The 13,553-nt window shown below is 41.0% G+C and carries 9 protein-coding genes; all 9 read left to right on the forward strand.

The window, feature by feature from the left end; all coding sequences use genetic code 11:
• Positions 1-7 precede the first annotated feature (7 nt).
• Positions 8-2,623, forward strand: a complete 2,616-nt coding sequence (tssH, locus tag PSE69_RS15240) for a type VI secretion system ATPase TssH (RefSeq protein WP_154610353.1) — start codon at positions 8-10, stop codon at positions 2,621-2,623.
• The gene (locus tag PSE69_RS15245) at positions 2,620-3,417 is read left to right on the forward strand and encodes a hypothetical protein (protein WP_004926317.1); all 798 of its coding nucleotides are present in this window, start codon (positions 2,620-2,622) and stop codon (positions 3,415-3,417) included. The genes tssH and PSE69_RS15245 overlap by 4 nt, the downstream gene beginning before the upstream one ends.
• Positions 3,414-4,058, forward strand: a complete 645-nt coding sequence (vasI, locus tag PSE69_RS15250; RefSeq protein WP_004926319.1) for a type VI secretion system-associated protein VasI — start codon at positions 3,414-3,416, stop codon at positions 4,056-4,058. Before PSE69_RS15245 ends, vasI begins: the two co-directional genes overlap by 4 nt.
• A gap of 5 nt (positions 4,059-4,063) precedes the next feature.
• The gene (gene tssA / locus PSE69_RS15255) at positions 4,064-5,527 is read left to right on the forward strand and encodes a type VI secretion system protein TssA (protein ID WP_121875034.1); all 1,464 of its coding nucleotides are present in this window, start codon (positions 4,064-4,066) and stop codon (positions 5,525-5,527) included.
• Positions 5,524-9,072, forward strand: a complete 3,549-nt coding sequence (tssM, locus tag PSE69_RS15260) for a type VI secretion system membrane subunit TssM (RefSeq protein WP_121875035.1) — start codon at positions 5,524-5,526, stop codon at positions 9,070-9,072. The genes tssA and tssM overlap by 4 nt, the downstream gene beginning before the upstream one ends.
• 40 nt (positions 9,073-9,112) lie before the next feature.
• Complete coding sequence (locus PSE69_RS15265) at positions 9,113-10,444, forward strand: VasL domain-containing protein (RefSeq protein ID WP_014657057.1); 1,332 nt, start codon at positions 9,113-9,115, stop codon at positions 10,442-10,444.
• Between the two features lie 12 nt (positions 10,445-10,456).
• Positions 10,457-10,936, forward strand: a complete 480-nt coding sequence (locus PSE69_RS15270; protein WP_004926326.1) for an Hcp family type VI secretion system effector — start codon at positions 10,457-10,459, stop codon at positions 10,934-10,936.
• Positions 10,937-10,955: 19 nt separating this feature from the next.
• Positions 10,956-12,692, forward strand: coding sequence for a type VI secretion system baseplate subunit TssF (locus PSE69_RS15275; protein ID WP_004926329.1), 1,737 nt, complete (start codon positions 10,956-10,958; stop codon positions 12,690-12,692).
• A gap of 48 nt (positions 12,693-12,740) precedes the next feature.
• Positions 12,741-13,553 (forward strand): type VI secretion system Vgr family protein (locus PSE69_RS15280; protein WP_272675289.1); only part of this gene is annotated, 813 nt, incomplete at its 3' end.

Raw genomic sequence — 13,553 nt, forward strand, 5'->3', positions numbered from 1 at the left:
ATGCACTATGATTCAAATTGATCTTTCGACACTCGTTAACCGTCTTCACCCTATCGCGAAGCATGCGTTAGAAAGTGCTGCGGCTTATTGTGTGAGCCATCAGCAGCCTGAAATTACGGTATCGCAATTTTTGCAACAACTGGTCGAAACACCATTGACGGATATTCGCTTAATTAGCCATAAAGCGGATCTGGATTTAGTCGCACTTGTTGAATTGTTAGAAGTACAAATTCCGCCACATCATGCGATTACTCAAAGCTATCCGAGTTTTTCTCCGTTATTGATTGAATGGATGAAAGACAGTTGGTTATTAGCCTCGACAGAATATAACCACAGTGAATTACGCTCTGGTACTCTGTTTTTAACCCTTTTGCAGATGCCATTACGTTATCTGTCAAAACCAGTTGCTGACTTATTATCACAAGTAAATCGTGAACAACTGCGACTGAATTTTGATAGTTGGACTGCGGGTTCGGCTGAAGCACCACTGACTGAAGCAGAAAAACAATCTGGAGAGAGTCGTCCTGCGGACTCTTTACTGGCGAAGTTCACGCAAAATATGACTCAGCAAGCGCGTGATAACCAATTAGACCCTGTTTTATGTCGTGATCATGAAATTGATTTAATGATCGATATTTTGTGTCGTCGCCGTAAAAACAACCCCGTGGTTGTGGGAGAGCCGGGGGTAGGTAAAAGCGCCCTAATCGAAGGATTGGCATTGCGTATTATTGCAGGTGAAATTCCTGAAAAATTACGTGGGTGTGAATTACTTACTTTAGACCTTGGTGCTTTACAAGCGGGTGCTGCGGTCAAAGGTGAATTTGAAAAACGCTTCAAAGGCATTATGCAGGAAGTGAGTCAATCACCTCATCCTATCATTTTGTTTATTGATGAAGCACATACCTTAATTGGTGCGGGTAACCAACAAGGTGGATTGGATGTCTCCAACCTATTAAAACCCGCCTTGGCTCGCGGTGAATTACGTACTATCGCGGCGACAACATGGAGTGAATACAAAAAGTATTTCGAAAAAGATGCTGCCCTTGCGCGCCGTTTCCAACTTGTTCAAGTTAAAGAGCCAACGGCGGCAGAAGCAGTCATCATCATGCGTGGCCTACGCTCTATTTATGAAAAAGCGCATAAGGTCTTTATTGATGATGAAGCATTGCGTGCGAGTGCTGAGTTAAGTGAGCGCTACCTATCAGGTCGCCAACTCCCAGATAAAGCGATTGATGTACTTGATACGGCGGGGGCTCGTGCGGCTATCAACTTATCTTCACCGCCGAAAAAGCTCTCGTTGCTGAAAACGGAACTTCATCAGATTGGTATGGAAACGGATGTGCTACAACGTGAACAACAATTGGGGCTTAATGACCATAGTTCGCGTCTGAGTGCACTAGCTGAACAGGCTGAAACTATCAATGCTCAGGTTGAGGAGCTACAAACCGCGTGGGAAACCCAGCAAGAGATTGTTTCTCAAATTATTGCATTAAGAGCGCAGCTACTGGACAGCGACCAAAGTGAAGAGCTTCCAACTAACGACAGTTTGGTATTAAAAGAGCAGCTTAAACAATTAAATGAGCAATTGAATGAGCTACATGAACAGCATTTATTAGTCTCGCCACATGTCGATAAAAAACAAATTGCTGCCGTTATTGCTGAATGGACGGGGGTACCTTTAAATCGTTTATCGCAAGATGCTCTATCAGTGGTAACGGAGTTACCCGTTTATTTAGAACAAACAATCAAAGGGCAATCATTAGCGATTGAGTGCTTACATAAGCATTTGTTAACTGCTCGCGCTGACTTACGACGCCCAGGTCGACCGTTAGGTGCATTTTTATTGGCGGGGCCAAGTGGTGTCGGTAAAACAGAAACGGTTATTCAAATAGCACAACTGATGTTTGGTGGAACGCAATATTTAACGACAATCAATATGTCAGAGTTCCAAGAGAAACATACAGTTTCACGGCTGATCGGTTCACCTCCAGGTTATGTTGGTTATGGTGAAGGCGGCGTACTGACAGAAGCGATCCGCCAAAAGCCTTATTCTGTTGTTTTATTGGATGAAGTTGAAAAAGCCCATCCTGATGTTCTGAATCTATTCTATCAAGCCTTTGATAAAGGTGAATTAGCCGATGGGGAAGGGCGAATTATTGACTGCAAAAATGTCGCTTTCTTCCTAACGTCTAATCTAGGCGACCAAATCATTACTGCCTATGCAGATAAGCCTGATGAGTTGCAAGATGCGCTTTATCCGGAATTAACCGCATTTTTCAAACCTGCACTGCTGGCACGTATGGAAGTGGTTCCTTATTTACCATTATCTCAAGAGATCCTTCAGCAAATTGTCGGTGGCAAGTTAGCTCGTCTGACTTCGTTACTTGAACAGCGTTTTGGTGCGGAAGTTGTGGTCGATGACAGTGTACCTACAGAGATCTTACGTCGTGCTTCTTGTGCGGAGAATGGTGCGCGGATATTAGAATCCATCATCGATGGCGCACTGTTACCACCGTTATCGCTACTGCTACTACAGCACAGCGCAAAAAATGAAGACATTAATCACATTCAATTATCAACACAGAACGATGAGTTCGTTGCGACGGTGAATGCTGAACTATGAAATCACGACTGAAAAATGCCTTAGCCTTACTTGAATGCACTAATTTGGATGTGTTAGCGAGCCAATTTTTAACGTTTAGCTTTACACGCAGTCCATTTAGCGCACTGATTGTGTCATTAATTAACCGACCTGAAAATTGCTTACAGAGTTGGAGTATTAAGCAATCAAATGAAGTAGAACAAGGGCATTTGGATGTCGAGATCAGCGATGCTGACCACCCTTTGATTCAGTTGATATCAAGGGGTGAAAGTGTCCTATGGGAGAACCTGAATCAAGGAATTCACATCAATGATAATAGGTTTCGCCAATTTGTGGCTGAATTACCAATAGGTACAGGGCTGTATAGCCTCCCATTAACAGATTTACGTCATAAAATTTGCGGAGCTATTATTTTGTTTGGGAAATCACTCAATACGGAGAGTTATGAGCAAGGAATTTTCCCTATTTATTGTGCGTTATTTCACCATCAGTTGAAAAGTCTCCTCGAATTATCTTTGACTCAGCAGAAGATTTCTCACCTGCAATACCTTAATTCACTACAACAAGATCGTGAACGGCAACTACAGGCAGCTGTGAATATGTTAACGACATCAGCTCCACCTGTTGCGAGTCACCATTTCTCTGATTTTAGAGAGATTGATGACTTAACCGTGGCAACTGAACGTTACGAAGAGCAAATTTTAAAAGACCGACAACAACAGGTTAATGGTGATTTAGATACGATGGCAACGAGTCTGAATTTATCGAAACGGTCCCTAATATACAAATTGAAAAAATACGGGTGCATGAGATGAATATTTCACCGCTTACATTGTGGTTGATGACCTCTTTATTCGTCGTCACCACTGCCTCAGCGGAAAAAACAAATCCGCAAGCACTGGCTCAGGCGCTTTCAGAGTGCCGCCTTGAGTCGTCTCAACTGATCCGTCTTGCATGCTATGACCAAATCATGGCCGACTCACCTGCACAGACACCTTTTGACCCGAGTCAAATGGGTAAAGCATGGCGCCAGGCAATGGAGCATGAAATGCAACGAGAAGATAATAGCGCGGGGTTTTTAGTCACCCTTCCTGAAACAGGAAATTACCCAGTTATTATGACTATCCCTGCGATTGGTTTTGCGCCGCCTCGCCCAGTCATGATGATCAGTTGTATCGACAATATTACTCGATTGCAGGTTGCCCTCCCTCGCCAACAGGAGGCGGGAAGTGTGATGTTAACGACAGACAAAACGCAATTCACTGCCGATTGGTTTCTTCGTGAAAACGGTTATGTATTGGAGTCGAGTCGTGGCATTCCCGGCATTGATGAAATTAAACGTTTATTAAACGGTGAAACACTGACGTTGAAATTAGCAAACAATGACCGGCTAACTTTCAATATTTCAGGTATTTCAACTGATATCAAACCGCTAAGAACGGCCTGTCACTGGTAAGCATCATGACGATTAATACACAATTAAAATGGAAAGAGCAGCTATTAGCTCCCCTTGAAGAAAGCCAGCAAGCAGCACCGATTGCCGATGATAACCCTGATTGGGAATACATTGACGGCGAAATGATTAAGTTTGGCTCACTTAGCCATGCTCAATTAAATATTGAGGAGATCCAGCGCAAGGCATTACAACTGTTTGCTAATGAAGCGAAAGACTTCCGTTTATTAGTGCACTTATTGCGTACCTTACAACATGCAGGAGAGGCTGATGAGCTAGCTTTAGCCGCTGAATTATTGGCGGAGTTTGTTCGTCATTATTGGGAAAATAGCTATCCGCAAAATATAAAGCTTAAACAACGGCTTGCAGGGCAAATCCTTAAACGATTTGAAACTGTACAAGACAGTTTTTGCCGTCAAGCCGATATTAACTTGCGCGACAATATTCTTGGCTCCTTTGCCTTTTTGGCTAAATCTTGGCATGAAAAATGCCCAAATTTATCCGCTGAAGTCGATACATTAAGCCGTGGTTACAGCCGTATTGAACAAAGTGAACCTGTCATCGTTGTGGCAACGGAAGAGCCAACAACAGATAAAAAGGGAACAGTAGAAAATACTCAACAAGCACAGACTCCGGTGGCAGCAACAAAAGTACCTACAGTTGAGGTGAACCAAACGGATGAGCGTCAGTGGAAACAGACATTGCTTAAAGTGGCTGAGGCGTTATGTGAGCAAACGCCTTCGGATGCGGTAGGTTATTGCTTACGGCGCTATGCTATTTGGCACTCCATTCATGCGTTACCGATGGCAAATAATGATGGAAAAACGCCATTAGCTCCTGTTTCTCCTGACCGAGTGATTGATTACAAAAACCAAATGGCGCAACCATCAATGGCGTTGTTGAATAACATTGAACAAAGCTTAACGTTATCGCCTTATTGGCTGGAAGGCCATATGTTAGCTGCTCAAGTTGCAACAAAGTTAGGCTATCCGCTGGTGGGTGTTGCGATTGCTCAGGCGTTGCAACAGTTTTTAAACCGATTACCTGATTTAGCCAAACTGAGTTTTTCTGACATGACACCTTTCTTGCCTGAAGAGGTTCAGTCTTGGCTTTCAGCTTCTCAAAAATCAACGAGTCACGACGCCTCGACGAGTTCTCACAGTTTACAAGCTGAACAACAAGAAATTTTACATTGCTATGAACAGCATGGCTTAAGTGAAGCGTTAAAAATGGTCGAAAATTTTATCGCTTCTACGAACGAGCCGAGAGCACGTTTTTATAGCCAATTGTTATCTGCCCAGTTATTTGAACAAGCGGGGATGCAGCATATGGCTGAGAACCTGTATCAGCAACTGCATACCGCAGCATTACATTACTCGTTATCGGACTGGGAACCCGATTTGCTCAATCGTTTAGCACAGAAGGTGCAAGACAAGCAGGAAATGACTTTTGATAGGAATTCACAACAATGAAATTATCTTTTCTATCCATACCAAAAATAACGGGTTCTCTTAAGAAGCTGTTTTTTGGCGATAAGCCCAAAATTAAATCATTCTTACTGCTGTGTTTGGCACTGCTCCCAGCGATTTTGATTATTTGGATTTGGTGGTGGGGACCCGATTTTAACTACAAGGGCAGTTATCCCCTTAAAGAGCTGAGCGCGCGTTGGTTAGCGACGATTATTATTCTTCTCATCATTGTGAGTTGGATTGGGATCGCGACATGGAAACGTGTAAAACGCCTTGAAAGCCTTAAATTAGACGTGGAATTAGCGGTTGTTGATCCTGTTCGTCACGATATTGAGTTTCAAAATCGTTATCTCGATTATTGGAAATCGCAATTTGTTCGTCACCTCAACGGACATACTCAATCCGTATATTTACGTCCTTGGTATTTCGTATTGGGGGCCGATGAGAGTGGTAAGCATACATTACTAAAAAATAGCCTTAATACTTTAGATATTGCACCAACAGAAAATGTTGTTAGTGACCAGAAACTCCCTCTGCATATTCAATGTCTACTCGCGGATAATGCCGTCCTTTTTGTGCCAGATGGGAAATTATTGACCCAGCCAGTGAGTGAGGGGGATAAGCCCCAGCTATATCATCGTTTATGGAATGAACTTTTACACTGGTTAAGCAAAAACCGTTCAAGACAACCAATGAATGGCATTGTTTTAACCGTGGATACTTTGTCATTACTGACAAATTCGAAGGAAAAAAATAGCCAGCTCATTGCTGACCTACATATGCGTATTGAAGAAGTCCGTATGACATTCAATAGTCAATTACCACTCTATATTGTGTTGACTAAACTGGACTTGTTACGTGGTTTTGATGCGATGTTCCAATCCCTTGATGCTCAACAGCGTAATCAGGTATTAGGGGTATCTTTTAGCTCAAAAGAAAATGTTAATTGGGAAAAACAGCTCAATCACTTTTGGAGCCAATGGGTTAGCCAAATGAACAGTGCTTTACCTGAAATGATGTTAAATCGTTCAGAAGGAAGCCAAAGAAGCGACTTATTTAGTTTTGTTCGCCAAATTGAAGGGTTACAAAGCAGTGTAACAAAATTAATCTCTGCATTGGTTGCTAACAATGAACAGAAAAATATCCGTTTAAGAGGGGTTTATCTCACCTCTGCGACTCAAGTTGGTCAGATTGACGACGTCTTTAGCCAAACGGCGTCAGTTCAATACCATTTACCAACAGCACCACTAACAACTTGGCCTATTTCAGATACACATCCCTATTTTACGCACAACTTATTCAGTGATGTGCTGTTTAGCGAGCCAAACTTAGCAGCGGAAAACCATTATTGGCTGAAAAAACATCGTACCAGACTTTTAGTTGCTTCAACTGTCAGCATTGTTGGTTTGATATTGGCTTGGAATGGCTGGAGCCATTACTACAACAAAAACTATCGTGCGGGCGAGAATGTGCTTAATGAAGTTAAAGCATTTAAAGCGATTGAATCAACGACAACTAAAGATACTGACGGTAGTAAACAACTTCCTGTTTTGAACCCACTTAGAGAAGCAACATTAGCTTACGGAAACCATCGTGATAAAAATGGCATTCTGTCTGAAATGGGGTTATATCAGGGGCAAAAAGTTGGACCACAAGTTGAAAATGTCTACTTGCAATTGTTAACGGAACGCTTTTTACCCGCCATTATGGCAGGGTTACTTATTGAGCTGGATAATGCTGAAAAAGGCAGTGAAGAGAAGCTCGAAATCTTACGTGTTATGCGCATGCTTGAAGATAAAAGTGGGCGTAATAACGGGTTGGTTGAAGACTATATGGCAAACTACTGGAGCCAGCTATTTACAGGGCAACGAGATATCCAAGCTCAGCTTCGCGGCCATTTACATTATGCGTTAGAGCACACTGACTGGAAAGCTGAGCGTAATCAAGGTTCAGCGATTGCCAATAAAGTCTTTGGGCCATTTGCCAAACCAATCAGTGACGCTCAAAAAGAGCTGAGCACGCTGTCGCTATACCAACGTGTTTATCAAACACTGAGGCTGAAAGCGAATCAAACACTGTCATCACCATTAAACCTCCGTCATCAAATAGGCCCTGGTTTTAACTCAGTGTTTACTGTGAACGATGAAGATAAGCTCGAAATCCCTCAGTTTCTCACCCGTTCTGGGCTGATTAACTACTTTATTAGGCAAAATGATGAATTGGTCGATCTGACATTACTTGATGCTTGGGTGCTAAATTTATCAAGCAATACACAGTATAGCGAGAGTGACCGTAAAGAGATCCAACGTCAAATTAGCGAACAATATCTGAATGACTATACTGCGCAATGGCGTGGGGCGATGAGTAATTTAGAGATTCGTGAATTTGACACAATTCAAGATGAAATCAATGCATTAGAACAGATAATCAGTGGTGAGCAGCCGTTAAGACGTGCATTACAGGTACTGAGAGATAACACTTCTTTACCTACCATTGATAGTTCGCTGTCTTCACAAGAGCAGCAAAAATTGATGGCAGAGCCGAAATACAGGTTGCTTAGCAGGCTGGATAGAGAGTTTTCACCCGAAACTGAGATCTTAGTGAGTAACAATGGTGAAAACCTACAGAATCTCAATCAGAAGCTAAATGAATTGCATCGTTATTTATTAAGTATTCAAAACTCACCAGTACCAGGTAAAGCTGCACTAAAAGCGGTGTCTATGCGTTTGAATGATAATAACCGTGATGTCATTTTTGAGCTATCACAAATGGCGAAAACATTACCAGAACCATTAAATCGTTGGGTAGGAGACCTCTCGGACCAAGCATGGAATGTGGTACAAAAAGAAGCTATTCGTTATATGGAAGTCGAGTGGAATGAAAACGTTGTCAAACAGTACAACGCGTACATCGCTGGACGTTATCCATTTAATCCGAAATCTAAACAAGATGTGCCATTAAGCGAATTTGAACGTTTCTTCAAACCAAATGGCACCATCGATAGTTTCTATCAACAGAATCTACGTTTATTTGTTGAAAATAACTTGATTGAAAATATGGAAGGCCAATCGCTGATTCGCCCTGATGTATTGGAGCAAATTGAGATTGCTAACCGCATTCGAGACACCTTCTTTACTGCTCAAGGTAATCTTGAAACACAATTTGCGGTAGAACCGTTGTCACTGTCAGGTAATAAACGTCGCAGTATCTTGAACCTTGATGGGCAGATTATTGACTACTCTCATGGGCGCAGTAACACCGTACATATGGTGTGGCCAAACTCAATGCGTTCAAACATTGAAAGTAAGCTGACATTAGTGCCTCTTTCTGGTGATAAATCCCCTCGTTCGCTCAGCTTTAGCGGACCTTGGGCGCAATTACGCCTTATCGATAGCGGCAGGTTAATGAATGTGAAACCAAACTCTTTTGAAGTTCGCTTCACAATTGATGGCGGAGATATGACTTATCGCGTGCAAATTGATGAATCTAACAACCCGTTCTTCGGAGGATTATTTACCCGATTCCGTTTACCTGAAACGCTTTATTAATATGATTTTTCAGTATTAATACGAGGGAATAGAACAATAAATGAGTACGCAATCAGAAAACTTGGTGATTAAAGTAGGAGGGTCTCCCTTGGAGACCCCAGAATTTATCGCGCTAAAAACCGAGTTCAATAAACTTAACCATCCAGCCCGCCCTGAAGTGAGCTGGACTTTAATTGAGTCATTGTGTTTAACGCTATTTAAAACCCATGGCATTGATTTACAAAGTGGAATTTATTACACCATCGCGCGTTTACAATTACATGGTTTAAACGGTTTTACCGAGGGATGTGAACTATTAGCAAGTGTTGTTGTGACACAATGGGATCATTTGTGGCCAGAACAGCCCCATCATCGTGCTGATATTTTGAATTGGTTTAATAGCCGTGCTGGTTCAGCATTGCGGCAAATCAGTTTTAAAACCAGTGATCTACGGTTAATCTATCGTTCCGAGCGTGCGCTACAGCTCATTATCGATAAGCTTGCCCAAACAACGTGGACAAAAGTACCGAAATTAGAAAACCTTTTGTGGTTTTTCCAAAACTCAGCGAAAAACCTCGAACAGCGCGAAAATGCATTAAATCAAAATAAAGGTCAAACGGTAAAGCTGCCGCCTTTAGTTTATATCCAGCAGCCGAAAACGGAGCAAGAGCCACCAGCACAATCAATCGTGATTGAAACAGCGGCTCAAAAACGGCCTTCTTCACCTATGCCTACTCAGGAAAAAATGAGTGCGACAAAAGGGTTTTTTTTAGGGTTATTATCAAGCGCAGTCATCTTTTCTGGTATCGGCTATGCGTTGTATTACTCGACCCAGCAAGAAGTTATTGCAATGGCTTCTGTTCCTGAAGGCGCGGCGGCTCAATGGCTATATAAACCTGAGCTTACAACCTACGCGGATAACTTAGGGTTATTAGAGAAGCAGTCACCTATTTTTACCTTAAAGCTCGCTGATTCATTAGTGGATGTAGCCAAAAAACGGTGGCCTAACAATGCGGATCAAGCTTATGTCAGCCGTAACTGGCAAAACTTGATAACAACTCGGTTAGAAAATGCGCCAATTAGCGATAGTTGGTCAGAAACAGCGACATTATTACAGCAGCTATCAGACAAAATTGTGATGCAAGAGCGCAATCGCGGGAGTTTTACTCTCTCTTATTTGAAAACTGCTATCTATGATATTCAAAAGCAGCATAACAAGAGTACACCTGTTGAAGAAAGACTACGTGAATTCTCTTTACAAATTGAAAATGACCAGCCTATCTCACCAACATTAATTAGTAATATCGATTCACAAATTAATGGCTTATTAGCACGTTACTATGATTTGCAAAAACAGGCAGAAGAACGCGGTTTAAAACCAAACTCATATTAAAAGGATATTATCATGGCGAATATGATCTATTTGACATTAAAAGGCAGCAAACAAGGTGCAATTTCTCAAGGATGTGGAAGTTTAGACTCGATCGGTAATAAGTATCAAAACGGTCATGAAGACGAAATTTTTGTCCTACGATTAGGAAATGGCTTTAGTCGTACTCAAAATATTAATTTTCAACCTGTTACATTAATTAAGTTGTTAGATAAATCATCTCCACTGTTGGCAAATGCAATTGCCAATAATGAAACACTTGAGATGACATTTAATTTTTATCGGACTTCACAAACAGGCTCTCAAGAAAAGTATTACACCATTACTCTGAGAGAAGCGTCCATTATTAATTTAGAGTCAGACTATCCTCATTCATCGAATAATAATGAGCAATTACCAGAGGAAACACTAACTGTGAAATATAAAGATATTATATTTCAGCATGTTATGGCTGGGACTTCAGGCTACTGTAGCTGGCAAGAAAATACAATTTAATGGATGTTGAGCCTAAAAGATGAGTGAAATAAAGTATCTACAAGAAAAGCAATATTTACAAAAACTCGCTGACGATTATGCGAGAGAGAAGCCGCATTTGGCTCACGTATTAGATCCACAAGATCCTCATACGGGTTATTTACTTGAAGGGTTTGCTTTTCTTTCGGCACGCCTACAAGAAAAAATTGATGACGCTTTTCCTGAAATTACCTTACCTTTACTACAACGTTTAGGCTCACAAGCGATTAAGGGGCTACCTTCAACAACAATTATTCAGGTTGACCAAGATGGGGTCATTGATTATCCATATTATCTTTCAGAAAATAATTTGATTCTAGGTCCTAAAGGTGCCAGTTTTAGTCTTTGTTATGGAGTGACCCTACAACCTTATTCTATTGTTGAGCGAAAAATTACTCATCAGCCTAATCGGAGTTGTATCTCATTACGAGTAAAATACCGAGGCATAATAAAAGAATATGATACAGCATCGCTAAACCTCTTTTTGAGTAAACAAAAAGCTATTGCAGATACTTTGATGCTCGGGTTTAGCCAATATTTTGATTATATAGAGCTGAATCATGATGGAAAAAGCTATCGTGGGAACAGCCTTGATTTTTATTTTGAGCCGAAGATAGGTAAAAAATTTCAAATTTTCCAGCAAACAGATAATCAATTATCAGCCCCTCAACAGCTACTGGAAGGGTTTTATTTACCACATGTTCATCATTTTATCGATATTAATGTACCGTTGATCACTAAGCAGCTTAATTGGCAAGATGATGATACGTTTGTGATCAATATCTATTTCAATAAGCAGCTTTCGATTACTCAGGCACAGTGTGAAGAGAGTTTTTATTTAAACTGTGTACCTGCAATTGATAAAGAAAAGCAAAATGAGCTGAAAATAGATTTTAAATATAATCAATCGTCGTATTTATTACCTATACCTGATAATCACTATTTGGCGCATTTATCAGATATTCAGTTGTCATTAGAGCCTCACGAAAAGGTTCGTGGCTTATATTGTGATTTTTATCCGATGACGGATTTTACTGCGGCATCACGTCTGCTGCCCCAATATCAACAAGCGTTGTTTTATGCACTCACTATTGATAACGATATTCGAGGAAGGACACTATATTATTTAAATTTTTATGATAATAAAGGTACACCGATGGTAGTGCCTCCTAGTTTACGTTTTTCATGTAATTATGTGAGTTTTGAACAATATCAAGAAAGCCGCATAGGGGTCTTAAACAGCCATAGTGAGAAGGTGCCAGAAGGAGTAAAAACAGCAAATATCACCGAGTTATCAAACTGTTATCCACCGATTGTGAATGATAAATATTATTGGCAATTACTATCACACTATAGTGCTAATGCTTTTATGTTGATGTCTCTTGATACTATCAAGCAGATGTTGACGGAATATATTTTATATCGTGAAAACGATAGACAAGTTACACGCAAACTTGAACGGTTATTATCAGGTTGTATTGCGCTTAAAACGAATTTATATGATCACATTTTAAAAGGAAAACCATATCGCTGCTTATCCCTTGTGGTGACATTAGACATTCAAAAATTTGAAAATGAAGGTGAGGCATTTATGTTTGTCACTCACCTATATCATTTTTTCCCTTTTTGTTTATCTGAAAATATGTTGTTGGAAATGTCAGTGAATTTCAATGATGCTGATTTACCGACATGGTATTTATCACCCTCACCATTACAAGGATATAAATCACTGTTATAAAAAACCATGGCGCAACAATTGAGTGCGCCATTTTGCAAGGTTAAGTCTATGTCTTCAAATATCTCGAGAAAAAATGTATCTGATGCTGAAAAAGCGGGTCAACATTGGCAATCTCTATTAAACAGGCCAGAGCCACAGCGCCTTAAATCGGCTTCTGACGCCAGCGGATCTCAGCCCTCTCAATCTAAGAAAATAGATATTTACGATGCAATTGCTAATCGTAAGCTGTATTCCGGACTCGTATTTACCTGCCAAATTGGTGATCTTCCTGTAGAGACCTTTCAGGTCACCCAATTTGATTTGCACGAAGGGTTATCCGAGTTATTTACGCTGAACATTCAAGCCGTCAGCTCACAATCAGAGATTGATTTTCAAGATGTATTGGGGATGGCTTCCTCCATCACCATCATGCGTGAAGGTATTGTTACCCGTTGTGTACAAGGGATTTTAGCTAGCGCCGAGCAAGGCAATACCGATGGCGTGAAAACGTGGTATCAGTTTGTTATCCGCCCTGAAATGTGGATCATGACGCTTAAGCAAGATAGTCGTATTTTCCAAGACACTACCGTTCCCAACATACTAGAAACCTTGCTGAATGAATCCCATGTTAAACACGATAAATTATTTTATCACCCTGAAGAGCATTTGCAGCGCTCTTATATCACGCAAAAACGTGAAACCCTGTATGAGTTTTGGTGTCGCCTCGCTGCCGAAGAAGGGATTAACTACTGGTTCGAGGAAGGCCCACAATTATTCTATAGCGATCGCCACTTGGGTATGAAAGCGGGGATCCATTTAACTTATAATCCCCAATCAGAAACCGATATTACCGACAGCACGGTCACCGCATGGCGTTATGCT

It is taken from the genome of Providencia sp. PROV122 (assembly GCF_028482365.1).
Lineage (GTDB): Bacteria > Pseudomonadota > Gammaproteobacteria > Enterobacterales > Enterobacteriaceae > Providencia > Providencia stuartii.

Coding starts and splice junctions, on each gene's coding strand:
- tssH (WP_154610353.1), top strand. CDS start 8: ATGATTCAAATTGATCTTTCGACACTCGTTAACCGTCTTCACCCTATC.
- PSE69_RS15245 (WP_004926317.1), top strand. CDS start 2,620: ATGAAATCACGACTGAAAAATGCCTTAGCCTTACTTGAATGCACTAAT.
- vasI (WP_004926319.1), top strand. CDS start 3,414: ATGAATATTTCACCGCTTACATTGTGGTTGATGACCTCTTTATTCGTC.
- tssA (WP_121875034.1), top strand. CDS start 4,064: ATGACGATTAATACACAATTAAAATGGAAAGAGCAGCTATTAGCTCCC.
- tssM (WP_121875035.1), top strand. CDS start 5,524: ATGAAATTATCTTTTCTATCCATACCAAAAATAACGGGTTCTCTTAAG.
- PSE69_RS15265 (WP_014657057.1), top strand. CDS start 9,113: ATGAGTACGCAATCAGAAAACTTGGTGATTAAAGTAGGAGGGTCTCCC.
- PSE69_RS15270 (WP_004926326.1), top strand. CDS start 10,457: ATGGCGAATATGATCTATTTGACATTAAAAGGCAGCAAACAAGGTGCA.
- PSE69_RS15275 (WP_004926329.1), top strand. CDS start 10,956: ATGAGTGAAATAAAGTATCTACAAGAAAAGCAATATTTACAAAAACTC.